Here is a 23,840-nt window from a genome sequence, read left to right as displayed (position 1 = left end):
GAGACCTCTCCGTGATCTTCACGGGGATTGGCCGGTAACCGACGTGGCCCCGCCCGCCCCGGAGGGCGGACGGGGTCACGGAAAACGCCGGTCAGAGTGGTCAGCGGGCCGCGCGGTTGACGGCGGAGACCACGGCCTTCAGCGAGGCTCGTGTCGTATTCGCGTCGATCCCGATTCCCCACAGGACCTTGTCACCGATCGCGCACTCGATGTAGGAGGCGGCCTGCGCGGACGCGCCCTCGCTCATCGTGTGCTCCTGGTAGTCCAGCAGGCGTACGTCGACGCCGATGGACTGCAGGGCGTCGAAGAACGCGGAGATCGGGCCGTTGCCGGTACCGGTCAGGACGGTGTCCGTGCCGTCCACCGAGGCCTCGACGGTCAGCGAGTCGATGCCGTCGCGGTCGGTCGTGGTCTGGCCGGTCTTGACCTGGATGCGGCCCCACGCGTTCTCGGGGTTCGGCAGGTACTCGTCCTGGAAGATCCCCCAGATGTCCTTCGGGGTGACCTCGCCGCCCTCGGCGTCCGTCTTGGCCTGGATGATCTTCGAGAACTCGATCTGCATCCGGCGCGGCAGGTCCAGCTTGTGGTCGTTCTTGAGGACGTAGGCGATACCGCCCTTGCCGGACTGCGAGTTGACCCGGATGACGGCCTCGTAGCTGCGGCCGACGTCCTTCGGGTCGATCGGCAGGTACGGGACGGCCCATTCGATGTCGTCGACGGTGACGCCCTGCGCGGCCGCGTCGGCCTCCATGGCGTCGAAGCCCTTCTTGATGGCGTCCTGGTGGGAGCCGGAGAAGGAGGTGTAGACGAGGTCGCCGACGTACGGGTGCCGGGCGTGCACCTCCATCTGGTTGCAGTACTCGGCGGTGCGGCGGACCTCGTCGATGTCCGAGAAGTCGATCTGCGGGTCGACGCCCTGCGAGAACAGGTTCATGCCCAGGGTGACCAGGTCGACGTTGCCGGTGCGCTCGCCCTGGCCGAACAGGCAGCCCTCGATGCGGTCGGCGCCGGCCATCAGGGCCAGCTCGGCGGCGGCGACGGCCGTGCCGCGGTCGTTGTGCGGGTGGACGGACAGGCAGACGTGCTCGCGGCGGGAGAGGTTGCGGCTCATCCACTCGAAGCGGTCCGCGTGCGTCGAGGGGGTCGAGCGCTCCACGGTGGCGGGCAGGTTCAGGATGATCTCCCGGCCGGGGCCGGGCTGCCAGACGTCCATGACGGCCTCGCAGACCTCCAGGGCGAAGTCCAGCTCGGTGTCGGTGAAGATCTCGGGGCTGTACTGGTAGCCGAAGGTGGTGCGCTCGTCGAGCAGCTTCTCGGCGTACTCCATGACCAGCCGGGTGCCGTCGACCGCGATCTGCTTGATCTGCTCCTTGGAGCCGCGGAAGACGACCCGGCGGAAGACGGGGGCGGTCGCGTTGTACAGGTGGACCGTGGCGCGCCGGGCGCCCACCAGGGACTCCACCGTGCGCTCGATCAGGTCCTCGCGGGCCTGGGTCAGTACGGAGATCGTGACATCGTCCGGGATGGCCGTCTCGTCCTCGATGATCGAGCGGACGAAGTCGAAGTCCGTCTGGCCGGAGGCCGGGAAACCGACCTCGATCTCCTTGTAGCCCATCCGCACCAGCAGGTCGAACATCTCGCGCTTGCGGGCCGGGGACATCGGGTCGATCAGCGCCTGGTTGCCGTCCCGCAGGTCTGTCGACAGCCAGCGCGGGGCGACGGTGACGCGCTGGTCCGGCCAGGTGCGGTCAGGGATGTCCACCTGCTCGTACGTGCCGTACTTGTGGATCGGCATGGAGGTGGACTGCTGAAAGTTCGGCATGATGCGTGGGCTCCTCAGAGGATGTCCGGAGGGTCGGCCGACGGCGCAACGCCGAACTCCGCGGGGAGGGGGTCGGCCTCGACTACAGGCCCTCGCCGCGGCAGCTAAGGAGAAGCAGCCCGAAACGCATGATGCTCCGCAGCCTAGCCGAGCCGTGCTCCGTGCGGGGGGCTGTATCAGTATGCGGGATCGCCTGCCCAGAAGGAAGAAAAAGGTAGAAAACAGACAAGAAGTACATCACATCACTCAGCGTGAGCTCGCATACCACCGAGGAGCGGACGACAGCCCTCCCTATCGCCGCATTTCACACGATCTTGGTCGCCGGTAGTGACACGGAAGTGACACAGTGCAATGGTGCCGGGCATGACCGCCAACGCGGCAGGCTTCGAGCCTGTCTTCTGCACCATCGTGCCGCCCCACGTCCTCGACACGCTGGCCCGGCACGAGGACCCCGCGCTCTCCGGACCCGCGCGCCGCACCCTGGAGCGCGACGCCCTCGAACGCACCCACCGCCGGCTGACCACGGTGATCGGCGCGCCCTCGGTGGCCGCGCCGACGGGCGCACCGGCGGGCACACCGCGGCGCACCGTCTACGACGCCCGCCACCACCAGGACCTGCCCGGCAGGAAGGTCCGCGGCGAGGGCGACGAGCCGGGCAAGGACGCCACCGTCAACCGCGCGTACGCCGGACTGGGGGCCACCTTCGAGCTGTACCTGAACGCCTACGCGCGCGACTCGATCAACGGCGACGGCCTCCCCCTCGACGCGAGCGTGCACTTCGACCGCGACTACAACAACGCCTTCTGGAACGGCGAGCAGATGGTGTTCGGGGACGGCGACGGCGAGATCTTCCTCGACTTCACCATCCCGGTCGACGTCATCGGCCACGAGCTGACCCACGGGGTCACCCAGTACACGGCGAACCTCACCTACTTCGGCCAGCCCGGCGCGCTCAACGAGTCCATGTCCGACGTCTTCGGCTCGCTCATCAAGCAGTACACGCTCGGCCAGACGGCGGCCGAGGCCGACTGGCTGATCGGCGCCGGGCTGCTCGCCCCCCGGGTCACCGGCACGGCGCTGCGTTCCATGAAGGAACCGGGCAGCGCGTACGACGACGACGTGCTCGGCAAGGACCCGCAGCCGGCCACGATGGACGGCTATGTGAGCACCGGCCGTGACAACGGCGGCGTCCACATCAACTCCGGCATCCCCAATCACGCCTTCTACCTCGTCGCCCAGGCGCTCGGCGGCCACGCCTGGGAGCGCGCCGGGCAGATCTGGTACGACGTCCTCACCGGCGGCGAGCTGGGGTCGCAGGCGAGCTTCGCCGACTTCGCCGGCCTGACGGTCGCCGCGGCGCGCGCCCGCTACGGGGAGGGCGAGGAACTGCAGGGCGTGGCGAAGGCCTGGGAGCAGGTCGGGGTCACGGCGTCGTAGCCCCGGCGTCCGATCCGTACTAGACAGGACCCATGCGTATTCAGGTGAGGCGCACGGGCGGGTTCGCGGGCATCGAGCGCCGGGCCGAGATGGACACCTCGGGGCGGCCCGACGGCCGTGAGTGGCAGGCCCTGGCCGAGCGGGCGGTCGCCGCCGGCCGGGGCACCCGCCCGGCCGGGGTGCCGGACGGTTTCAGCTACGAGATCACGGTGGACGGCAGGACGGTCTACGCCGCCGACCCGAGCCTGACGGAGGACCAGCGGGAGCTGATCTCCCGGGTGCTCAAGGAGGGGGCGTGACCGGGGCCGCCCCGGCGGGGCGGCTCACCGGATGTGGCAACTCGTAGTTCACGCGCGCCCGTTGACTTCCTTTACCGTCGGTAAGGATGATCGCGCGCATGGTGACGAACCCCCTCCCGCAGTTCCCGCCCGGCTTCCTCTGGGGCGTGTCCACCTCGGCCCACCAGATCGAGGGCGCCGTCCAGGAACGCGAACCCTCCGTGTGGGACGCCTTCACCGCCGAGCCCGACCGCGTCAAGGACGGCTCGACCGCGGCGGTGGCCTGCGACCACTACCACCGCTACCCCGAGGACGTGGCGCTCCTCGCCGACCTCGGCGTGGACGCGTACCGGTTCTCGATCTCCTGGCCCCGGGTGAACTCCCCCGGCGGTCTCGACTTCTACGACCGGCTGGTCGACGCGCTGTGCGCGGCCGGCGTGCGCCCCGTCCCGACCCTCTTCCACTGGGACCTGCCGCTGGAGCTGGACTGGCTGGACCGGGACACGGCCGAGCGGTTCGCCGAGTACGCCGGCGTCGTCGCCGCCCGGCTCGGTGACCGCGTACGGAAGTGGATCACCCTGAACGAGCCCGCCGAACACACCCTGCTGGGACACGCGCTCGGCGCGCACGCCCCCGGCAGACGGCTGCTCTTCGACGCGTTGCCGGTGGCCCACCACCAACTCCTCGCGCACGGCCTGGCGGTACGGGCGCTGCGCGCGGCCGGGGCCGGGGACATCGGGATCGCCAACTCGCACGGGCCGACCTGGGCGGCCTCCCCGAGCCCCGCGGACGTGGAGGCCGCGGACTTCTACGACGTGCTGCTCAACCGGCTGTTCGCGGACCCGCTGCTGCTGGGCCGCTACCCCGAGGGCGTCGGCGAGCTGATGCCGGGACACCCCGGGGGCATCGAGGCCGACCTGAAGGTGATCGCGGAGCCGCTCGACTGGTACGGGATCAACTACTACCAGCCGACCAGGGTGGGCGCCCCGCAGGGCACCGAGATCGAGTTCGGCGGACTCACCCTCCCCGCCGAACTCCCCTTCTCCGTGCGGCAGCTGGAGGGCTATCCGGTCACGGACTTCGGCTGGCCGGTGGTCCCCGAGGCGCTGACCGAACTGCTGGTGGGCTTCCGCGAGCGCTACGGCGACCGGCTCCCCCCGGTGGTCATCACCGAGAACGGCTGCTCGTACGAGGGCATCGACGACCAGGAGCGGATCGCGTTCCTCGACGGCCATGTCCGCGCCCTGCACCGCGCCTCGGAGCAGGGGGTGGACGTCCGCGGCTACTTCGTGTGGTCGCTGCTGGACAACTTCGAGTGGGCGGAGGGGTACGCCCGCCGCTTCGGGCTGGTGCACGTCGACCACGACACGCTGCGGCGCACCCCGAAGGCGTCGTACGCCTGGCTCCGGGACGCCCTGCGGGCGCGGGGATGACGGCGACGGAGCCGGCCGGGGCGCCTCCGGGCGCCCTCGCCGAGCCCGTCGAACGGGTCGGCCGGGGCTGGACATCGGCGCTCTCGCTCGCCAACGGGGCCATCTGGGTGGGCTGGTACGGCCCGCTGCAGATCCTCCTCGCCTCCCAGGCGGAGGACTTCGCACCCGGCACCGGCCTGTCCAAGGAGACGGTGCTGGCCTGGGTGACCGGTGCGGGCGCGGTCGTGTCCCTGGTCGCCAACCCCGTCTTCGGCGCGCTCTCCGACCGGACCACGGCCCGCCGGGGCCGCCGCACCCCGTGGATCCTGGCCGGGTCCGCGGGCGGCGCGCTCTCGCTGCTGCTCCTGGCGGGCGCGGGCGGGATCTGGACGATGGCGCTGGGCTGGTGCCTGGTCCAGCTGACCCTGAACGCCGCCTTCGCCGCGGTCACCGCGGCCGTCCCCGACCGGGTGCCGCGGCTCCAGCGGGGTTCGGTGGGCGGCTGGCTGGGCGCGGCGCAGATCCTGGGCGTGGTCGGCGGGACGGGCCTGGCGACCGTCGCCGGGGGCGTCGGCGGCGGCTATGCGGCCTGCGCGGTCTTCACCCTGGTGGGCGTCCTGCCGTACGTGCTGCGCTTCCCGGACCTGCGGCTGCCACCGGAGCACCGGCCGGCCTGGTCGTGGCGGTCCTTCGCGGCCTCCTTCCGGCTGAGCCCGCGCGACCATCCGGATCTGGCCTGGGCCTGGCTGACCCGCTTCCTGATCAACCTCAGCAACGCGCTCGTCCTGCTGTACCTGCTGTACTACCTGCGGGACCGGCTGCACCACGACGATCCCGAGAACGGCGTACTGCTCCTCACCGCGGTCAACGGTGTCACGCTGCTCGCCACGGTGGTGGTCGGCGGGGTGTGGTCGGACCGGGTGGGCCGCCGCAAGCCGTTCGTGATCTGGTCGGGCGTGCTGATGGCCCTCGCCACCGGGCTCCTGGCCGGCTGGCAGACCTGGCCGGGGGCGATCGTCTCGGCGGCGGTGCTGGGCGTCGGCTTCGGCGTGTTCACCTCGGTCGACTTCGCGCTGATGACGGACGTGCTGCCCACGGCCCTGGACCGCGGGAAGGACCTGGGCGTCGTCAATGTCGCCAACGCCCTGCCTCAGGTGGCCGCCCCGGCGCTGGCCGCGCCGCTCGTGACCTACCTGGGCGGCTACCGCGTGCTCTACCTGGTGGCGGCGGTGATCGGACTGGCCGGGGCGGTCCTGGTGCGGCGGATCAGAGGCGTCGACTGAGCCCCGGTGCCCGGGGGCGGGCACCGGGGCGGGTGTCCGGCCGGGCCGGCGTGACGACCGTCCCGGTCCGCGTCCCGGGACCCGGATCCCCTACCCGAGCGCCCTTCCCGAACCCCCTTCCCGGAGGCTTCCCCCCGGCCGGAACGGTGACCTTGACACGATCTGATGGCCCATCAGTTGCTGGTCCGGCGTTCCATTGACTTCTCTCACGGCCCGCACGTCAATGGCCCCCTGTCGGCGCGGACGAGCCGCTGCGCCCGCATCCCTCAGGAGGGGGCAACAACCATGGGAACCACGGGTTCGACAACCCGAAGACGCCGCTGGGCGGCGTTGCTCGGGGCGACCGCGCTGGCGGTCACCGCGGGCGGGGCGCTGGCCGCCCCGGCCGGAGCCGTGTCCACGGAATCCCGGAACGTGGACTTCGCCACGCACTGCATCCCGCCGGCGGTCGCGGGTATCCCGCCGATCGACGGCACCACCACCGCGCTCATCTCGGTGGACAACGCCACTCCCAAGGTCGGTGACACCGTCACCGTGACCTACAAGGTGGTCACGCCCGCCGCGAGCAATCCCACCGCCATCAGCCTGCCGGCCGACATCATGACCCCGACCGGCAAGGTCACCCTCGGCGGGGCCCAGTCGGGCTCCCTGACCGTCGCGGGTCCGAAGAAGAACGACCCGGTCGCGGGCAACGCCCCCTTCCCGTCGTTCAGCATGACCGGCACCTTCACGGTCACCGCGCCGGGCGCCATCACGCTCTCGCCCGGCGACTACAACATCCACACCAGCTACATCCTGGAACTCGACACCCCCTGCACGGTCACGAATCCGCCCGCCCCGGTCTCCGACACGGTGACCGCGACGGACGGGAGCCAGGCCAACACCCGTGCCATCGCGCTCGGGACGGCCTCCGGGAAGCCCGGTGACAGCGTGACCGTCACCGGCAGTCACTTCACCCCGGGTGCCACCGTGACCCTCGCCGGACGGTCCGGGGCGACCCAGACCGCCGACACCGCGACCGCCACCGCCGACGCCCAGGGCGCGTTCAGCGGCACGCTGGCCGTCAACGACAGGACGACGACCGGTGTGGTGGCGTACGAGGGCGCGAGCTGGAGCGACGACAAGGGCGCGGGACCGGCGGCGTACGTCGTCGTCGACGACACGCCCGTTCCCGACAACGCCCAGAAGCTCACCACCACGGTGAAGGCGGGGACACTGTCGATGTCACAGGCCGGGGACGCCGTCCAGCTGTCGGCGGTCGACTTCGGCCAGGGCGGGGCCTCGGACGGAGCCCTGCGCACGGTGACCGTCAAGGACTTCCGCGGCGGACCCGCGGGCTGGTCCCTGACCGGCAAGGTCACCGACTTCACCGGTCCCGGCGCCAAGATCGACGCCGGCCGGCTGAGCTGGAGCCCCGCCTGTGCCACCAAGGCGGGCAGTCCGAGCACCTGTCAGGCCGGTTCGTCCGGCGCGGTGGGGAGTTCGGGCGCGACGCTGGCGTCGACTCCGAACGGGGGCCTGACCGGCGGTGAGTTCACCGTCGACGCGGGGCTGTCGCTGAACGTGCCGGCGTTCACCCCGCCGGGCTCGTACTCCGGCGTGCTCACGCTGACGCTCACCTGACCGGTACGTCACCACCCCGGTGGCCGGGCGCGCACCCGCCCGTCCACCTCGTCCGCGGGGGTCCGCACCCATGCGCAAGCCGTCCGTCCTCCTGTGCCTCCTGTCCCTCCTGCTGGCCCCGGTCGTCCTGCTCGCCCCGGCCGCGTCCCGCGCCTCCGCCGCCGACAACGGCAGCTGGTCCGTCTACCCGTACGCGACGCAGCTCTCCGCACGGCCGTACTTCATCCTCTCCGCCGACCCGGGCACCACGGTCGAGGACAAGGTCACCGTCACCAACAGGACCGGCGTCCCTCTGGCCTTCCGGCTCTACGCCGCCGACGCCTACAACACCGCGCGCGACGGGGGCTTCGCGGTACGCACGGCCGGGGAGAAGCAGCGGGAGGTGGGGGCCTGGGCGCGGCCGGCCCGCTCCCGGGTGACGGTTCCCGCGCACGGCTCGGTCACCGTGCCCTTCACACTGCGGGTCCCCGACCGGGCCGAGCCCGGCGACCACGCGGGCGCGCTGGTCGCCCTCGACGAGCGGGTGGATCCCGGCTCCGGTCCGGTCGCGATGGGGGTGCAGCGGGCGGTCGGCGCGCGGATCTACCTCCGGGTCGGCGGGCCCACGGTCCCCGCCCTCGCCGTCGAGGACGTCCGTGTCAGCCACCACCAGCCGCTGGTCCCCGGCACGGGCTCCAGCACCGCGACCATCACCTACACCCTCCACAACACGGGCAACGTGACGCTGGACCCGCGGGTACGGCTGAGGGCTCAGGGCCTCTTCGGGCGGACACTGTTGTCCCGGGGCCTGACCAGGATTCCGTCCGAGCTGCTGCCCGGCCGGCGGGTACGGCTGAGCGAGCCGTGGCACGGGGCTCCGCAGCTCGACCGGGGCCGAGTGACCCTGACCGCGAGCGCGCAGGGCACCCGGCAGTCGGCGAGTGCGTCCTTCCTCGCCCTGCCGTGGCTGGTGCTCGCGCTCCTGCTGACGGCGGCGGCGCTCGGCGGCGCCGTGGTGGTCAGGGCGCGCGGCGGCGGGAGGCGGCCATGGACGCCCGGAGCGTCCGGGGGCCGGGTCCCGCCGTGGCCGTTCAGAGGGCGTCGGGGCCGCGCTCGTCCGTCCGCACCCGCACCACCGTCTCCACCGGAACCGTCCACACCTTCCCGTCGCCGATCTTCCCCGTCCGCGCGGCCTTGACGATCGCGTCGACGGCCGGGCCGGCGTCCGCGTCCTCGACGACGACCTCGATCCGGACCTTGGGGACGAGGTCGACCTGGTACTCGGCGCCGCGGTACACCTCGGTGTGACCGTGCTGGCGCCCGTACCCGCTGGCCTCCGTCACGGTCAGACCGTGGACGCCGAGTTCCTGCAGGGCGGTCTTGACCTCGTCGAGGCGGTACGGCTTGACGATCGCGGTGATGAGCTTCATTCCTGGGTCCTGGCCTTCTGCGCGGAGGGGAGGGACGAACGGACCGGGGTCCCGCGGCCCGGGACCCCGTGATCGTAAGCGGTCCCCGCGGGTGCCGTGAGGCGGATGCCGGTGTGTTCGGCGACCTCGTCCGCCCGGCGGCGGACACTCCCGCCGAGGCGTGCGGGAGGGGCGGCCGGTGGTGCGCGGGGGCTCGCGGAACCTCACCGCGGGCGCCGGAGGCGCACGGCGTACGGCGGGTGCCCGTGGATCAGGGAGAATGGGCGCCATGAGCGTTCGTAGTCAGTCATCCGAGCCGTCCGAGGCCACCCATCGCGCCGGTTTCGCCTGTTTCGTGGGCCGTCCCAACGCGGGCAAGTCCACTCTCACGAATGCTCTGGTCGGTCAGAAGGTGGCGATCACCGCGAACCAGCCGCAGACCACGCGGCACACCGTACGGGGCATCGTGCACCGTCCCGACGCCCAGCTGATCCTGGTCGACACCCCCGGTCTGCACAAGCCGCGCACCCTGCTGGGCGAGCGCCTCAACGACGTCGTGCGCACGACGTGGGCCGAGGTGGACGTCATCGGTTTCTGCCTGCCCGCGAACGAGAAGCTCGGCCCGGGGGATCGTTTCATCGCGAAGGAGCTGGCGTCGATCAAGAAGACGCCGAAGATCGCGATCGTCACGAAGACCGACCTCGTGGACAGCAAGACCCTCGCCGAGCAGCTCATCGCCATCGACCAGCTCGGTCAGGAGCTGGGTTTCGAGTGGGCCGAGATCGTGCCGGTGTCCGCGGTCGCCGACCAGCAGGTGGATCTGCTGGCCGACCTGATCGTCCCGCTCCTCCCCGAGGGGCCCGCCCTGTACCCCGAGGGCGACCTGACCGACGAGCCCGAGCAGGTCATGGTCGCGGAGCTGATCCGGGAGGCGGCGCTGGAAGGCGTGCGCGACGAGCTGCCGCACTCCATCGCCGTCGTCGTCGAGGAGATGCTGCCGCGCGAGGACCGGCCCGCCGACAGACCGCTCCTCGACATCCACGCCTTCGTCTACATCGAGCGTCCCAGCCAGAAGGGCATCATCATCGGCCCCAAGGGCAAGCGCTTGAAGGAGGTCGGGATCAAGTCCCGCAAGCAGATCGAGGCGCTGCTGGGCACCCCGGTCTTCCTCGACCTCCATGTGAAGGTCGCCAAGGACTGGCAGCGGGACCCCCGCCAACTCCGCAAACTGGGCTTCTGACCCAGCCGCGCCCGGGGAACACCCCCCCCGGGCGCGGGTCGCGGCCCCGTCCCGCCGGGAGGAGGGGCCGGTCTAACCGGCGGACGTCACCGCCCGTACGACCCCGTCCGCCCCCGCCAGCAGCACCGGCGTACCCGCCCCGCCGAGATCGCGTACGGCCGCCCGGTCCTCGTCCGACACCGCCTCCGCCCCGGAGACCACCGCGGCCGCCTCCAGGGACGTCGCTCCGGACGCCACCGCCATGGCCACCGCCGTGCGCAGGGCGCTCAGCCGCAGCGAGGGCAGCTCCACGGTGCCGGCGACGTAGGTACGGCCCGTGTCGTCCCGGACGGCCGCCCCCTCGGGCACCCCGTTCCGTGCCCGCGCCGAGCGGGCCAGGGTCACGATCTTGCGGTCCTCGGGGTCGAGCGCGCTGCTGTCGGTCATGCACCGAGCATACGAAGCGCCGCCCGTGGCCCGCGCGGCGGTCCGCACCCATCGGTCCCCGCAGTCCCGCCACTCGCCCCGGATCCGGTCGTGGTCCTCGCGACGGGAGTGCGCCGCGACCGCTCAGGGCCGGTCGAGCCGGAGCCGCTCGGCCTTCGGCAGACCGGCGACGACGAGGTCGTACGAGTCCTCGACCAGCTCCCGGACCAGACGGTCCGGCAGCTCGCCGTCGGCCGTCACCGTGTTCCAGTGACGCTTGTTCATGTGGTAGCCGGGGATGACCAGACCGGGGTACTCGGCGCGCAGCCGGACCGCGTCCTCCGGGACGCACTTGAGGTTGACCGTCAGGGGGCGCGCGTCCAGGTTCGAGAGCGCGAAGAGCTTGCCCAGCACCTTGAAGACCGAGGTCTCCGGGGTGAAGGGGAACTCCTCGACGGCCGCGTTGAACGAGAGGCAGAACGCGCGCAGTTGCCCCGGGGTCATTCCGGCTTCTCCTCCTCGGGGGGCTCCCCGGCCGCGGACGGCTCGACGAGCACGGTGACGATCTTGTTCCGGCGTCCGGCCGCGGCCTCGGCGGTCAGCCGCAGCTCCCGCCCGTCGGGCAGCTCGACGACCGAGGAGGCGCCGGCGATCGGGACCCGTCCGAGCGCCTTCGCGAGCAGACCGCCGACCGTCTCCACGTCCTCGTCGTCGTACGCCTCGAAGCCGTACAGCTCGCCGAGGTCGCCGATGTCGAGGCGCGCGGTCACCCGGAAGCGGTCGTCGCCGAGTTCCTGGACCGGGGGCAGCTCACGGTCGTACTCGTCGGTGATCTCGCCGACGATCTCCTCCAGGATGTCCTCGATGGTGACGATCCCGGCCGTGCCGCCGTACTCGTCGATGACGACGGCGACATGGTTGCGCTCCTGCTGCATCTCGCGCAGCAGATCGCCCGCGTTCTTGGTGTCGGGCACGAAGGTGGCGGGCCGCATGGCCGTCGACACCAGCTCGGACTCGGCGTCACGGCTGATGTGCGTCTTGCGGGCCAGGTCCTTCAGGTACACCACGCCGACGATGTCGTCCTCGCTCTCCCCGGTGACGGGGATGCGCGAGAAGCCCGAGCGCAGGGCCAGGGTGAGCGCCTGCCGGATGGTCTTGTACCGCTCGATGACGACGAGGTCGGTGCGCGGCACCATGACCTCACGGACGAGGGTGTCACCGAGCTCGAAGACGGAGTGCACCATGCGGCGCTCCTCGTCCTCGATCAGGGACTCCTTCTCGGCGAGGTCGACCAGCGCGCGCAGCTCCGCCTCGGAGGCGAAGGGGCCTCGGCGGAAGCCCTTGCCGGGGGTCAGCGCGTTGCCGATGAGGATGAGCAGCGAGGGGATCGGGCCCATGATCCGCGCGAGCGGCAGCAGGACGTACGAGGCGGCCGTCGCCGTGTTCAGCGGGTGCTGGCGGCCGATGGTGCGCGGGGAGACGCCGACGGCGACGTAGGAGACGAGGACCATGACGCCGATGGCGACCCCCAGGGCTTGCCAGGTCTTGTCGAACTCCCGCAGGCAGGCGTACGTGACGAGCGCCGCGGCGGCCATCTCGCAGGCCACGCGGACGAGCAGCGCCACGTTGAGGTAGCGGGTCGGGTCGGCGGCGACCTGGGCGAGGTTGGCGCTGCCGCGCCGCCCGCTGCGGACCGCCTCCTCGGCGCGGAAGCTGGAGACGCGCGCGAGGCCCGCCTCCGCGCAGGCGGCGAGCCAGGCGACGACGACCAGCAGGACGGCGCCGAGAACGAGTTGAGGACTCATGACACGGTCGGGGCCGGCGAGGGGCCCGTCATGCCCTTCTCCGCGCGCCAGCCGTCCACGATGGCCGCCTGCAGACCGAACATCTCGGCCTTCTCGTCGGGCTCCTCGTGGTCGTAGCCGAGCAGGTGCAGCACTCCGTGGACGGTGAGGAGCTGGAGCTCCTCGTCCATGGAGTGCTGCGTCGGGGCGTCCTTGCCCTGCCGCTCGGCGACCTCCGGGCACAGCACGATGTCACCGAGCAGGCCCTGCGGCGGCTCGTCGTCGTCCTTGGACGGCGGGCGCAGCTCGTCCATGGGGAAGGACATGACGTCCGTGGGACCCGGCAGGTCCATCCACTGGATGTGGAGCTGCTCCATGGCGTCGGCGTCCACGACGATCACCGAGAGCTCGGAGAGCGGGTGGATGCGCATCCGTGCGAGCGCGTAGCGGGCGATGTCGAGGATCGCCTGCTCGTCGACCTCGGTTCCGGACTCGTTGTTGACGTCGATCGACATGCTGGTGCTGGTCTACTTCCCCTTGTGTCCGGCGTTCCCGCGGCCCTTGTGGGAGCCGTTCTCGGTGCCGTTCTCGCTGTCGTACTTCTCGTACGCGTCGACGATACGGCCGACCAGCTTGTGCCGTACGACATCGTGGGACGTGAGCCGTGAGAAGTGCACGTCCTCCACGTCGTCCAGGATGTCCTGGACCTGGCGCAGGCCGGACTTCGTCCCGTTCGGCAGGTCGACCTGCGTCACGTCGCCCGTGATCACGATCTTCGATTCGAAGCCGAGGCGGGTGAGGAACATCTTCATCTGCTCGGCGCTGGTGTTCTGGGCCTCGTCGAGGATGATGAAGGCGTCGTTGAGGGTGCGGCCGCGCATGTAGGCCAGGGGTGCGACCTCGATGGTGCCGGCCGCCATCAGCCGGGGGATCGAGTCCGGGTCGAGCATGTCGTGCAGCGCGTCGTACAGCGGGCGCAGATACGGGTCGATCTTCTCGTAGAGCGTGCCGGGCAGGAAGCCGAGGCGCTCGCCCGCCTCCACCGCCGGGCGGGTCAGGATGATGCGGTTGACCTGCTTGGACTGGAGCGCCTGCACGGCCTTCGCCATCGCGAGATAGGTCTTGCCGGTGCCGGCGGGGCCGATGCCGAAGACGATGGTGTGCTTGTCGATGGCGTCGACGTACCGCTTCTGGTTGAGCGTCTTGGGTCGGATGGTGCGGCCGCGCGAGGACAGGATGTTCTGCGTGAGCACTTCGGCGGGGGTCTCCTCGCCGTCGCCCTCCCCGTTCTCGCTCGCCCTGAGCATGGCGATCGAGCGTTCCACTGCGTCCTCCGTCATGGGCTGCCCCGTGCGGAGCACCAGCATCATCTCGTCGAACAGGCGCTGGACGAGAGCGACTTCACCGGCGTCGCCGACCGCACTGATCTCGTTTCCCCGGACATGGATGTCGGCCGCCGGGAAGGCCTTCTCGATCACGCGCAGCAGAGCGTCTCCGGAACCCAGAACAGTCACCATGGGGTGCTTGGCCGGGACGGTGAAGTGCGCGCGCGCCTGCCCCTGAGCGGGGCTGTGAGCTGTGGGTGTCTGAGTCATGGGCCGGCTCTGTAGGCCTGCTTTTCCTCCTTGATCGGCACGCTTGCCACGGGGGCAGCCTTGCGGTTCAAGAGTACGTCTCCGCACCGACAGAGCCGTAGGGCTTTTCGTCACCTCTCCCGGCGGACCCGCCCGCCTCCCGCGGCCGGTTCACACCGAGCGGCCGAACCCGATCGTGGGCACCGCCCGCCGCAGCGGCCACGGGCGGGTCACCTCCGGCAGCAGCCCCTCCAGGAAGGCGTACCGGCGCAGCGCCGCCGGGTCCTGGTCGTCGACGGACTGGACGCGGCGCCACCAGGCGGCGATCTCGGACCAGCCGGGGGCCGAGAGGGAGCCGCCGAACTCCTGGACGGACAGGGCGGCGGTGAGTCCGGCGAAGGCCAGGCGGTCGGCGAGCGGCCAGTCGGCGAGGGTGCCCGTCACGAAGCCGGCGACGAAGACGTCCCCGGCGCCGGTGGGGTCGAGGGCCTCGACGTCGATGGCCGGAACCGCGGCGGTCTCGCCGGTGCGGCCGTCCACCGCGTAGGCGCCCTCGGCACCGAGGGTGACGACGGCCAGCGGTACGTGCTCGGTCAGCGCGTGCGCCGCTGCCCGCGGACAGCGCGCGCCGGTGTAGCGCATCGCCTCCTCGGCGTTGGGCAGGAACGCCTCGCAGTGTTCGAGGTCGGCGAGGCCCGCCAGGTCCCAGCGGCCGGTGTCGTCCCAGCCGACGTCCGCGAAGATCCGGGTGCCCGCGCGCGCGGACTCGGCGATCCACTGCGCGCGCGTGCCGGGAGTCAGGGAGGCGACGGCGGCCCGCGCGCGCGGGGCGTGTTCCGGCGCGGTCTCCACGGGCGGCGGCTCGTGCCCGTGGCTGACCATCGTGCGTTCGCCCTCGTAGGCCATCGACACGGTGACCGGCGAGTGCCAGCCGGAGACACTGCGCGACGGGGAGAGGTCGATGCCCTCGCCCTGCTCCAGGGCGTCCCAGCAGTACTCGCCGTAGTGGTCGTCCCCGAACGCGGCCGCCAGGGACGTCTTCAGGCCGAGCCGGGCCAGCGCCGTCGCCATGTTGGCCACCCCACCGGGGCTCGACCCCATCCCGCGTGCCCAGGACTCCGTCCCGCGCACCGGCGCCGAGTCGAGCCCGGTGAAGACGATGTCGAGGAAGACGGTGCCGGTGAGGTAGACGTCCCAGGGCGGGTCCTGGGAGGTGCGCAGACCGGCGAGCGGGTCGACGTGGGGCCGGCGGTACGGTCGCTCTCCGTTGGAGGGGATCACGGTGCGCTCCCTGACGTGGTGCGGATTCAGGCCAGTGTGCACCAAATGGCTCGCGCGGCGGCGAGGAGCCGGCGGAGGTGTCTCACGCGCGCCGGACCCCGCGTGCGACCGGGGCCCGGGAGCGGAAAATCCGATCGTTTACCCCGCCTTCACCCCACCAAACGGAACGTGATCTGGATCACGCCTCCCCGCCTGTTTCCGGCCCGGACCCGCTTGATACAAATTGCCCGCGCGTTCCTGTCCGTCGACAGCCGCTCAACCCCCCTCATCGAGCCGCTCATTTCGCATGCCCTGGGAACGCCCGTGTCCGCCCGCACCACCCCGCCCTGGCCCCTCGTCGCCCTTTTCACGGCCGGGTACCTCGCCCCGTACCTCCTGCCGACCACGGTCGGCAGACTGAACGCGGGGCTTCCCCTCTCCGCCACCGAGGCCGGCTGTGTCGGCAGCGTGCTGCTGCTGAGCTCGGCGACGGCGGGCTTCCTGCTCGCCTCCCGCGTCGACCGTCTCGGCGCGCGCCGGCTGGCCCGCGCCGGGCTGCTGCTCGCCGCCGCCGGCTACGGCGGCGCCGCTCTCACCACCACCGTCCCGCTGGTCGTCGCCGGCGCGATCGTCGGCGGCCTCGGCTCGGGCACGATCACCAGCGTCGCCGCCACCGGGATCGCCGGCCGGCGCGACCCCCACCGCACCACCACGCTGGGTCTGCTCGGGGTCTCCGCCCTCGCGGGCGCGCTGTATCTGACGATCCCCCACCTGGGTCCGGGGCACGGCCAGCCGCTCGCCGCGATCGCCGTCACCGCGCTGCTCGTCCTGCCCGTGACCCGGGGGCTGCCCGTCCGCACACCCGTCGCGCGGACCCGGCGTGCCGGCACCCCGCTTCCGCACGCCCGCGCCGGGACCGTGCTCGCCGTCGCGATGCTGGGCTGGTCCCTCGCCCAGAACTCCCTGTGGGGGGTCAGCGGCCGCATCGGCCTGATCCAGGCGGGCCTGAGCGAGGTCACCGTGGGGGCGGTCTTCGCGACCGCGCTCGGCGCCGGGCTGCTGGGCGTGATCGGGGCCGGGGCGCTCGGCCCGCGCCTCGGCAGCGCGCTGCCCGTCGGCGCGGGCACCGCGCTGATCGCGGGCTGTATCGCGCTCAGCGCGGCCGCCGACGACCTGACGTCCTTCGCGACCGGCGAGATCGCCTGGAACACGCTGTACCCGGTCGTCCTGTCCTATGTCATCGGGCTCGCCGCGTCCCTGGACCAGCGAGGACGATGGGCGGTCCTGGTGGGCTCGGCCTCCTCGCTCGGCACGGCCTGCGGGCCGCTCACGGGCAGTCTGCTCTCCGCGCGGGCGGGCTATCCGGGGATGGGCGTGCTCCTGGCGCTCGGGCTGCTGCTGCTCACCGTCCCGATGACGGCGGTGGCCCTGCGCACCCGGCGCGGCACGCCGCAGGACCACCCGGTGGTGGAGATCCCCCTGGAGACCGCCGAGGCCCGCCGGGCGGCGTACGGCACGGCGGGGCCCCGGCAGACCGCCATCGCGTCGGGCACCGGCCCGCTGTAGCCCGGCCCGGCCCCCTCCGGACCACCGGGGTCCGCCGGGGTCCGCCGGGGCGACGCCTTACAGGCCCCGGTGCCCCGGGCCCGACGCGGCCGGTCTCCCGAGGTCCCGCGCCCGCCCGTGTACGGCGGACGGGCCGCGCTCGCGAGGGCGCGTACCCTGCCGGACGCCTGTCGGACCCTCCGCCCCGGACCGGCCGGTCGTGGGACCGGGCCGGACGCCCGCCTCGGCACACCGGCCGGCCCCCGGCGGGAACCCGCCGGGCACGGCGCAACCCTCAACTCAACGGTGGGGAACCGCCGTCCGGCCGAGGACGACCCGCTCGGGGCCGATCCGGACCGAGGACGACCCGCTCCGGACCGGTCCGGGCCCGCCCCGAGCAGCCTCCGGGCCGGAAGCGTCCGAGTCCCGGCGCGGTGCGGCCCGACGCGGTGCGGTCCGGTGCCGTCCCGTCGCGGTCCGACGCGGTGCGGTCCCGGTGCCGTCCGGTCCCGGTACCGTCCGGGCGCGGTGCCGTCCCGACGCCGTGCGTGCGGTGACACGTGGGCGGATACGGTCCGGACGCCGGGACCGGACCCGCGGGAGACCTCGCCGGGCGGGCCCGGTTCCGCCGTGCCCCAGAGGGGACCGCTCCGCGCGGTCCTACCCGAACTCGTACGCCTCGACCTCGGCGAGGTAGCGGGCGCGCCGCTCCTCGTCGTGGTCGAGGAAGGACGCCTCGAACGAGTTGCGCGCCAGGTCCCGCATCCGTTCGCGGTCCAGTCCGAGCGCCTCCCGCACCGCGTGGAAGGTGTCACCGACGTACCCCCCGAAGTAGGCGGGATCGTCGGAGTTGACGGTGCACAGGAGGCCGGCCTCCAGCATCGCGGGCAGCGGGTGGTCCTCCAGGACGTCCACCGCGCGCAGCCGTACGTTCGACAGCGGGCAGAGCGTCAGCGGCACCCTCTCCCGGACCAGCCGCTCGACCAGCCCGGGGTCCTCCATGCAGCGCAGCCCGTGGTCGATGCGCTCGGCTCCGAGGACGTCCAGGGCCTCGGTGATGTACTCCGGCGGCCCCTCCTCGCCCGCGTGCGCGACGCGGCGCAGCCCGAGGGCGGCCGCCGCCTCGTACACCTCGCGGAACTTGGCCGGCGGGTGGCCGACCTCCGCCGAGTCCAGGCCGACGCCGACGATCCGGTCGAGGTACGGTTTCGCGGCCTCCAGCGTCTGCATCGCCGACTCGGCGGACTCGTCCCGCAGGAAGCACATGATCAGCTGGGTGGAGACGCCGTGCGTGGGCTCGCTGCGGGAGAGCGCCCGGGACAGCCCCTCGACGACCGTCCCCATCCCGACCCCGCGCGCCAGGTGGGCCTGCGGGTCGAAGAAGATCTCCGCGTGCCGCACGCCCTGCGCGGCGGCCCGCGCGAGGTAGGCGTCGGCCAGGTCGGCGAAGTCCTGCTCGGTCCGCAGGACGGCCATCAGTTCGTAGTACAGGTTCAGGAACGACTGGAGGTCGTCGAAGAGATACGCCCTGCGCAGCTCCTCGGTGTCCGCGTACGGCAGCGTCACGCCGTTGCGCGCGGCGAGTTCGAAGGCGAGCTCGGGCTCCAGGGTGCCTTCGACATGGAGGTGCAGTTCAGCTTTGGGGAGGGGCATCAAAGCATGGTACGGGCGTTTTGTGCGCGCTTCGGGACCGGGACCCTCATCAGGTCCCGTGCCACGGTCAGCTCCCCGTCGAACCCGGCGGCCCGCGCCTGCCGTTCGAACTCCCCGGGGTCGGCGTACCGCTGGCTGAAGTGCGTGAGCACCAGGTGCCGCACCCCCGCGTCGCGGGCCACCCGGGCCGCCTGACCGGCGGTCAGATGACCGTGGTCGGAGGCGAGCCGCTCGTCCTCGTCCAGGAACGTCGACTCGATGACGAGCAGGTCGCAGCCTTCGGCGAGGGCGACCACCCCCTCGCACAGCCGGGTGTCCATGACGAACGCGAACCGCTGCCCGCGCCGCACCTCGCTGACGTCGTCCAGGGAGACCCCGCCCAAGGCTCCTTCGCGCTGGATCCGTCCGACGTCCGGCCCGCGCACGCCGTGCGCGGCGAGCCGCTCCGGCAGCATCCGCCGCCCGTCCGGCTCGACCAGCCGGTATCCGAAGGACTCCACCGGGTGGGAGAGCCTGCGCGCCTCCAGGGTGTAGGAGCCGGTGACGGCGAGCACCCCGTCCGCGTCGACCGGCGCCTCGGTGAGTTCGACGGTCTCGCGGTACGCGGTGGCGTACCGCAGCCGGTCGAAGAAGGCCTGGCCGGAGCGGGGGTAGTGCGCGGTGATCTCGTGCGGCACCCGGTCGAGGTTGATGCGCTGGATCACCCCGGCGAGCCCGAGCGAGTGGTCGCCGTGGAAGTGCGTGACACAGATCCGGTGCAGGTCGTGCGCGGCGACCCCGGCCCGCAGCATCTGCCGCTGGGTGCCCTCGCCCGGGTCGAAGAGCAGCCCCTCCCCGTCCCAGCGCAGCAGATAGCCGTTGTGGTTGCGGTGCCGGGTCGGGACCTGGCTGGCGGTGCCGAGGACCACCAGTTCACGTACGGACAAGGCCGGTCACCCGGGTGGCCACTGCATGCCGCGGCCACCGAGGAGGTGCGCGTGCGCGTGGAAGACGGTCTGTCCCGCACCGCTGCCGGTGTTGAAGACGATCCGGTGGCTGTCCAGCTTCTCCTCGGCGGCGATCTCACCGGCCTCGCGCAGCACGTCCGCCGCGATGCCGGGCTCGGCGGCCGCCAGCGACGCCGCGTCCGGATGGTGCACCTTGGGGATGACCAGGATGTGGGTGGGCGCCTGCGGGTTTATGTCGCGGAAGGCGAGGGTCGTCCCGCTCTCCCGGACGACGGTCGCCGGGATCTGTCCCGCGACGATCTTGCAGAACAGGCAGTCGTCCTGCGGTTCTCCCGCCATGCGTGTCCCTCCTCGTGCCGTACGGCCCCCGCGTCCGGAGGGTGCCGGTCTCTGCGTACCGCGCGGCGACCACCCCGCCGCGCACGGCGTCGATCATTACGCCGTGCATGCTATCGGCACTCCGGTCAGCCCTGCTCCGGCAGGGACGGCGGGGTCTTCGCCGGGTTCTCCTCCAGGGCCGCCAGCGCGAGCCGGATCGCCTCGTCCAGCTGGACGTCCCGGCCGGCGGCGTGGTCCTGCGGGGCCTGGACGACCTCGACGTCCGGGTCGACGCCGTGGTTCTCCACCCCCCATCCCTGCCCCTCCAGCCAGAACGCGTACTTGGGCTGGGTGACGAGGGTGCCGTCGACGAGCCGGTAGCGGCTGTCGATGCCGATCACGCCGCCCCAGGTGCGCGTGCCGACCACCGGACCGATCCCGAGCGCCTTGACCGCCGCGTTGACGATGTCCCCGTCCGACCCGGAGAACTCGTTGGCCACCGCGACGACGGGGCCGCGCGGCGCGTCCTCCGGGTAGCTGTACGGCCGCATCCCGCGCGGCAGGTCCCAGCCGACGATCCGCCGCGCGAGCTTCTCGACGACCAGCTGGGAGGTGTGGCCGCCGCGGTTCTCGCGCACGTCCACGACCAGCCCCTCGCGGGCCACCTCGATCCGCAGGTCCCGGTGGAGCTGGGCCCACCCGGAGCCGACCATGTCCGGTACGTGCAGATAGCCCAGGCGGCCCCCGGAGCGTTCGTGGACGTACGCCCGCCGGTCGGCGACCCACGCGTGGTAGCGCAGCGCCTCCTCGTCGGCGAGCGGGACGACGACCGCGTGCCGGGGATCGCCGCCGCCGGACGGGGAGACCGTCAGTTCGACCGGCTTGCCCGCCGTGCCGACCAGCAGCGGCCCGGGACCGGTCACCGGGTCCACCGGCTGCCCGCCGACCTGGACGATCGCGTCCCCGGCCCGTACCGCGACACCGGGCGCGGCGAGCGGTGCCCGCGCGTCGGGGTCGGAGGTCTCCGAGGGGAGGATCCGGTCGATGCGCCAACTGCCGTCCTCGTGACGGGAGATGTCGGCCCCGAGCAGTCCCTGCGCCCGCTCGCCGCCGCCCCAGCCGCCGTGCGGGCTCACATAGGCGTGCGAGGTGCCGAGTTCGCCCTGCACCTCCCAGAGCAGGTCGACCAGGTCGTCGTGGGTGGCGATCCGGTCGAGGACCGGCCGGTAGCGGTCGAGCACACCGTCCCAGTCGGTGCCGCCCAGGTCGGGCCGCCAGAAGTTGTCCCGCATGAGGCGGCCGGTCTCCTCGTACATCTGGCGCCACTCGGCGGCCGGCTCGACGGTCTGGCGGATCCGCGAGAGGTCGACGGTGATGTTGCTGTCGCTCTCGTCGTCGTTCGACGCGCGGCGGTCGCTGGGGACGACCTTGAGCTTGCCGTCGGTCCACAGCAGGACCCGCTTGCCGTCGCCGGTGACGGCGAAGTGGTCGGCGTCCGCGGCGAGGTGCTCGAGGCGGTGCTGCACAAGGTCGTACCGCTCCAGCTCGGTCTTCGGGTCCGGGTCGTCCGGGGTGGCGCGGGAGGCTCCGAGCACACCGCGGACCGGGTGGCGCAGCCACAGGAGTCCGTCCTTGGCGGCACGCAGGGTCGAGTAACGCGCGGCCTCGACGGGGAAGGGGACGATCCGGTCGCCGAGTCCTTCGAGGTCGATCCGGGTCGCGGGGGTGCCCTCGGTGTCGGGCGTCTCGGCGCCGCGGCCCTCGGGGGCCTCGAAGGCACGGCCGTGCCGCTGCGGGCCGAAGGGGGACGGCGTGGTCGCGGCCAGGGTGATCAGGTGCGGGCGGGAACCTCCCACGAACGCCAGGTCGAAGACGTGTTCGTCGTAGACCGGGTCGAAGGCGCGCGCGGAGAGGAAGGCCAGGTGCTTGCCGTCGAGGGTGAACGCGGGCGCGTAGTCACGGAAGCGCAGCGGCGTCGCCTCGGTGACCGACAGGTCCGCGGTGTTCGCCAGCTTCAGCTGGCGCAGCGGGCGCGGGCCGGGGTGCGACCAGGCGAGCCAGGCCGAGTCGGGCGAGAAGACCAGCCCGCTGACGTCGCCGTCCGCGCTGCGGTCGAGCTCGCGCACCTCACCGGTCTCCCGCTCGACGAGCAGCACCCGTCCGTCGTGCGAGGCGACGGCGGCGCGGCTGCCGTCGGGGGCCATCGCGAGCCCGAGGACGCGGCCGAGCTGTCCCGCGGCGAGCCGGCGCGGGGTCGCCCCGGGGGCGGTCCCGGTCGCCGGGGCGAACTCCAGCGCGTCGTCGCCCGCCGCGTCGGTCACCCACACCACGTACTCCTCGCCGTCCACCCGGAAGGTGCGCGGCAGGCGGGCGCGCACACCGGGCCGGGCGGCCAGCGCACGGGCCGGGCCGGAGCGGTGGGTGATCCAGTGGACGGAGCCGCGCACGGAGACCGCGCTGCCGCGTCCGGTGTGGTCGGGCGCGGCGGCGGAGAACCAGCGGGACGCGCTGACGGGGTGCGGCTGCCGGTCGGCGCGCTGTCCGCCGAGCCGGATGTCCAGCCTGCGCGGCTCGGCGCCGTCCAGGTCGTCGAGCAGCCACAGTTCACCGGCGGACGCGTAGACGATCCGGGTGCCGTCGGTCGCCGCGTGCCGGGCGTAGAAACCGTCGAGGGGGGTGTGCCGGCGAAGATCGGAGCCGTCGGCGAGGGAGGAGTAGAGGGCCCCGACCCCTTCGTGGTCGGACAGGAACGCGAGCCGGTCCCCCGCCCACAGCGGGTACTCGAGGTTCCCGTCCAGCTCCTCGTGCAGCCGTACGAACTCGCCGTCGCCGTCGCGGTCGATCCACAGCTTGCCCGCCGTGCCGCCGCGGTACCGCTTCCACCAGGCCGCCTCGCGTCCCATCGGGGCGGACAGCAGCAGCACGCCCGGCCCTCCGTACGCGACGTCGCCGACCGGTCCGTAGGAGAGGGTCGTGGCGGGACCGCCGTCGAGCGGGACGGCCCGCGCCCAGCTGCGGCGCAGGCTCGGCTGGCCCTGGGTGCTGAGCGCGAGCACCTGTCCGTCCGGGGTCCAGCCGCGCACCTGGGTCCGCAGGTTCCCCCAGTACGTCAGCCGCCTGGACGCCCCTCCCTCCAGCGGGGCCACGTGGATCTCGGGCGCCCCGTCCCGGGTCGACGTCCAGGCGACGTCCTCCCCGTCGGGGGAGATGCGCGGATGGTTGACCGGGACGTTGTCCGCGCTGACCCGCCAGGCGCGGCCGCCGCCGTCGAGGGGGGCGACCCAGACGTCGTCCTCGGCGGTGAACGCGACCAGATCGCCCCGCAGATGCGGGAAGCGGAGATACCCGGCCGATACGGACGATACGGACGATGCAGTCTGTGTCACCCGATCACCCTATGCAGCGACAGCTCCCCCGGAAAGGGGTTTGGATCACTTGCCCGGCCTTGCCCGCCGCCGGTCAGCTGCGCAGGAGCAGCCACTCCTGGAGTTCCACGAGGTTGCCCTCGGGGTCCTTGAGATGGGCCACCCGCATCCGTTCGGTCATCGGCGCGGGACCGTGGGTGATGACACCGCCGCGCGAGACGACACCCTCGCAGTAGGCGTCGAGGTCGTCCACGCGCAGGACGACCAGGGAGCGGTGGCCGCTCGCCGAGTCGCCCAGCTCACCGAGGATCCGGGCCATCATCGCGCGGTCCTGAAGCGCGATGCCCGCGGAGCCGGTGGCGGGGCTGAACTTCTCGTACGGACCCTCGGCCGCACCGGACTGGGGCTTGAGGCCGAGGACCTCGGCGTAGAAGCGATAGCAGGCCGGGAAGTCGGCGACGAGCAGCCGTACCTGGGCGAGTTCCAACGCATCCCCCGTACATGTT

Annotated in this window: 21 protein-coding genes; 8 read left to right on the top strand and 13 right to left on the bottom strand. The window is 72.5% G+C overall.

Going from position 1 to position 23,840, the window contains the following annotated elements:
* Positions 1-100: 100 nt before the first annotated feature.
* Positions 101-1,822, bottom strand: coding sequence for a 2-isopropylmalate synthase (gene leuA, locus OG776_RS27770; RefSeq protein WP_329322705.1), 1,722 nt, complete (start codon positions 1,820-1,822; stop codon positions 101-103).
* A gap of 363 nt (positions 1,823-2,185) precedes the next feature.
* On the opposite strand from leuA, the gene OG776_RS27765 reads away from it, so the two are divergent.
* The 6 genes from OG776_RS27765 (at position 2,186) to OG776_RS27740 (ending at position 9,032) form a co-directional block, all read left to right on the top strand.
* Positions 2,186-3,259 (top strand): M4 family metallopeptidase, encoded by a 1,074-nt coding sequence (locus OG776_RS27765; RefSeq protein ID WP_148013884.1) that lies wholly within the window; start codon positions 2,186-2,188, stop codon positions 3,257-3,259.
* 32 nt (positions 3,260-3,291) lie between these two features.
* A complete protein-coding gene (locus OG776_RS27760; protein ID WP_148013885.1) occupies positions 3,292-3,558 on the top strand; it encodes a protealysin inhibitor emfourin in 267 nt (88 codons plus the stop codon).
* A gap of 86 nt (positions 3,559-3,644) precedes the next feature.
* Positions 3,645-4,970, top strand: coding sequence for a GH1 family beta-glucosidase (locus tag OG776_RS27755; protein ID WP_148013886.1), 1,326 nt, complete (start codon positions 3,645-3,647; stop codon positions 4,968-4,970).
* The gene (locus OG776_RS27750) at positions 4,967-6,232 is read left to right on the top strand and encodes an MFS transporter (protein WP_148013887.1); all 1,266 of its coding nucleotides are present in this window, start codon (positions 4,967-4,969) and stop codon (positions 6,230-6,232) included. The genes OG776_RS27755 and OG776_RS27750 overlap by 4 nt, the downstream gene beginning before the upstream one ends.
* 285 nt (positions 6,233-6,517) lie before the next feature.
* Positions 6,518-7,855 (top strand): beta-xylosidase, encoded by a 1,338-nt coding sequence (locus OG776_RS27745; RefSeq protein ID WP_148013888.1) that lies wholly within the window; start codon positions 6,518-6,520, stop codon positions 7,853-7,855.
* A 70-nt stretch (positions 7,856-7,925) separates the two neighbouring features.
* Positions 7,926-9,032, top strand: coding sequence for a WxL protein peptidoglycan domain-containing protein (locus OG776_RS27740; protein ID WP_148013889.1), 1,107 nt, complete (start codon positions 7,926-7,928; stop codon positions 9,030-9,032).
* Here the strand turns inward: OG776_RS27740 and OG776_RS27735 are convergent.
* A complete protein-coding gene (locus tag OG776_RS27735) occupies positions 8,926-9,264 on the bottom strand; it encodes a P-II family nitrogen regulator (RefSeq protein WP_148013890.1) in 339 nt (112 codons plus the stop codon). The two genes, OG776_RS27740 and OG776_RS27735, sit on opposite strands and share 107 nt — an antisense overlap.
* Positions 9,265-9,523: 259 nt before the next feature.
* On the opposite strand from OG776_RS27735, the gene era reads away from it, so the two are divergent.
* Positions 9,524-10,483: a GTPase Era gene (gene era, locus OG776_RS27730; protein ID WP_187286009.1), complete on the top strand. Its 960-nt coding sequence runs from the start codon at positions 9,524-9,526 to the stop codon at positions 10,481-10,483.
* Positions 10,484-10,555: 72 nt separating this feature from the next.
* Here era and OG776_RS27725 read toward each other — a convergent pair whose 3' ends face one another.
* The 6 genes from OG776_RS27725 to OG776_RS27700 form a co-directional block, all read right to left on the bottom strand.
* On the bottom strand, positions 10,556-10,909 hold the full coding sequence (locus tag OG776_RS27725) for a cytidine deaminase (RefSeq protein WP_153290691.1): 354 nt from the start codon (positions 10,907-10,909) through the stop codon (positions 10,556-10,558).
* A gap of 123 nt (positions 10,910-11,032) precedes the next feature.
* Complete coding sequence (locus OG776_RS27720; RefSeq protein ID WP_329322704.1) at positions 11,033-11,392, bottom strand: MmcQ/YjbR family DNA-binding protein; 360 nt, start codon at positions 11,390-11,392, stop codon at positions 11,033-11,035.
* Positions 11,389-12,693 carry a hemolysin family protein gene (locus OG776_RS27715; RefSeq protein ID WP_148013893.1) on the bottom strand — a complete coding sequence of 435 codons (1,305 nt, stop codon included), beginning with the start codon at positions 12,691-12,693 and terminating at the stop codon, positions 11,389-11,391. The genes OG776_RS27720 and OG776_RS27715 overlap by 4 nt, the downstream gene beginning before the upstream one ends.
* A complete protein-coding gene (gene ybeY / locus OG776_RS27710) occupies positions 12,690-13,187 on the bottom strand; it encodes an rRNA maturation RNase YbeY (RefSeq protein ID WP_148013894.1) in 498 nt (165 codons plus the stop codon). Before ybeY ends, OG776_RS27715 begins: the two co-directional genes overlap by 4 nt.
* A 12-nt stretch (positions 13,188-13,199) precedes the next feature.
* Complete coding sequence (locus tag OG776_RS27705) at positions 13,200-14,267, bottom strand: PhoH family protein (RefSeq protein ID WP_148013895.1); 1,068 nt, start codon at positions 14,265-14,267, stop codon at positions 13,200-13,202.
* Positions 14,268-14,417: 150 nt separating this feature from the next.
* Positions 14,418-15,527, bottom strand: a complete 1,110-nt coding sequence (locus OG776_RS27700) for a carbohydrate kinase family protein (protein ID WP_148013896.1) — start codon at positions 15,525-15,527, stop codon at positions 14,418-14,420.
* Positions 15,528-15,830: 303 nt separating this feature from the next.
* On the opposite strand from OG776_RS27700, the gene OG776_RS27695 reads away from it, so the two are divergent.
* Positions 15,831-17,072 (top strand): MFS transporter, encoded by a 1,242-nt coding sequence (locus OG776_RS27695; RefSeq protein WP_148013897.1) that lies wholly within the window; start codon positions 15,831-15,833, stop codon positions 17,070-17,072.
* Between the two features lie 639 nt (positions 17,073-17,711).
* Here OG776_RS27695 and OG776_RS27690 read toward each other — a convergent pair.
* The 5 genes from OG776_RS27690 to OG776_RS27670 form a co-directional block, all read right to left on the bottom strand.
* The gene (locus OG776_RS27690; protein WP_148013898.1) at positions 17,712-18,704 is read right to left on the bottom strand and encodes an adenosine deaminase; all 993 of its coding nucleotides are present in this window, start codon (positions 18,702-18,704) and stop codon (positions 17,712-17,714) included.
* Entirely contained in the window at positions 18,704-19,630 is a 927-nt protein-coding gene (locus tag OG776_RS27685) for a ribonuclease Z (protein ID WP_148013899.1), read from the bottom strand. The genes OG776_RS27690 and OG776_RS27685 overlap by 1 nt, the downstream gene beginning before the upstream one ends.
* 6 nt (positions 19,631-19,636) lie before the next feature.
* Positions 19,637-19,990, bottom strand: coding sequence for a histidine triad nucleotide-binding protein (locus tag OG776_RS27680; protein ID WP_148013900.1), 354 nt, complete (start codon positions 19,988-19,990; stop codon positions 19,637-19,639).
* A 125-nt stretch (positions 19,991-20,115) separates the two neighbouring features.
* Positions 20,116-23,355 carry a S41 family peptidase gene (locus tag OG776_RS27675; RefSeq protein ID WP_148013901.1) on the bottom strand — a complete coding sequence of 1,080 codons (3,240 nt, stop codon included), beginning with the start codon at positions 23,353-23,355 and terminating at the stop codon, positions 20,116-20,118.
* Positions 23,356-23,428: 73 nt separating this feature from the next.
* Positions 23,429-23,821: a VOC family protein gene (locus OG776_RS27670; RefSeq protein ID WP_148013902.1), complete on the bottom strand. Its 393-nt coding sequence runs from the start codon at positions 23,819-23,821 to the stop codon at positions 23,429-23,431.
* Between the last annotated feature and the right edge of the window lie 19 nt (positions 23,822-23,840).

The sequence above is a fragment of the Streptomyces sp. NBC_01689 genome (genome assembly GCF_036250675.1).
In the GTDB taxonomy this organism is placed as follows: Bacteria; Actinomycetota; Actinomycetes; order Streptomycetales; family Streptomycetaceae; genus Streptomyces.
Note: the sequence above shows the minus strand (reverse complement) of the source record. Positions and strands in the feature narration are given on the sequence as shown.

Coding starts and splice junctions, on each gene's coding strand:
- leuA (WP_329322705.1), bottom strand. CDS start 1,822: ATGCCGAACTTTCAGCAGTCCACCTCCATGCCGATCCACAAGTACGGC.
- OG776_RS27765 (WP_148013884.1), top strand. CDS start 2,186: ATGACCGCCAACGCGGCAGGCTTCGAGCCTGTCTTCTGCACCATCGTG.
- OG776_RS27760 (WP_148013885.1), top strand. CDS start 3,292: ATGCGTATTCAGGTGAGGCGCACGGGCGGGTTCGCGGGCATCGAGCGC.
- OG776_RS27755 (WP_148013886.1), top strand. CDS start 3,645: ATGATCGCGCGCATGGTGACGAACCCCCTCCCGCAGTTCCCGCCCGGC.
- OG776_RS27750 (WP_148013887.1), top strand. CDS start 4,967: ATGACGGCGACGGAGCCGGCCGGGGCGCCTCCGGGCGCCCTCGCCGAG.
- OG776_RS27745 (WP_148013888.1), top strand. CDS start 6,518: ATGGGAACCACGGGTTCGACAACCCGAAGACGCCGCTGGGCGGCGTTG.
- OG776_RS27740 (WP_148013889.1), top strand. CDS start 7,926: ATGCGCAAGCCGTCCGTCCTCCTGTGCCTCCTGTCCCTCCTGCTGGCC.
- OG776_RS27735 (WP_148013890.1), bottom strand. CDS start 9,264: ATGAAGCTCATCACCGCGATCGTCAAGCCGTACCGCCTCGACGAGGTC.
- era (WP_187286009.1), top strand. CDS start 9,524: ATGGGCGCCATGAGCGTTCGTAGTCAGTCATCCGAGCCGTCCGAGGCC.
- OG776_RS27725 (WP_153290691.1), bottom strand. CDS start 10,909: ATGACCGACAGCAGCGCGCTCGACCCCGAGGACCGCAAGATCGTGACC.
- OG776_RS27720 (WP_329322704.1), bottom strand. CDS start 11,392: ATGACCCCGGGGCAACTGCGCGCGTTCTGCCTCTCGTTCAACGCGGCC.
- OG776_RS27715 (WP_148013893.1), bottom strand. CDS start 12,693: ATGAGTCCTCAACTCGTTCTCGGCGCCGTCCTGCTGGTCGTCGTCGCC.
- ybeY (WP_148013894.1), bottom strand. CDS start 13,187: ATGTCGATCGACGTCAACAACGAGTCCGGAACCGAGGTCGACGAGCAG.
- OG776_RS27705 (WP_148013895.1), bottom strand. CDS start 14,267: ATGACTCAGACACCCACAGCTCACAGCCCCGCTCAGGGGCAGGCGCGC.
- OG776_RS27690 (WP_148013898.1), bottom strand. CDS start 18,704: ATGCCCCTCCCCAAAGCTGAACTGCACCTCCATGTCGAAGGCACCCTG.
- OG776_RS27680 (WP_148013900.1), bottom strand. CDS start 19,990: ATGGCGGGAGAACCGCAGGACGACTGCCTGTTCTGCAAGATCGTCGCG.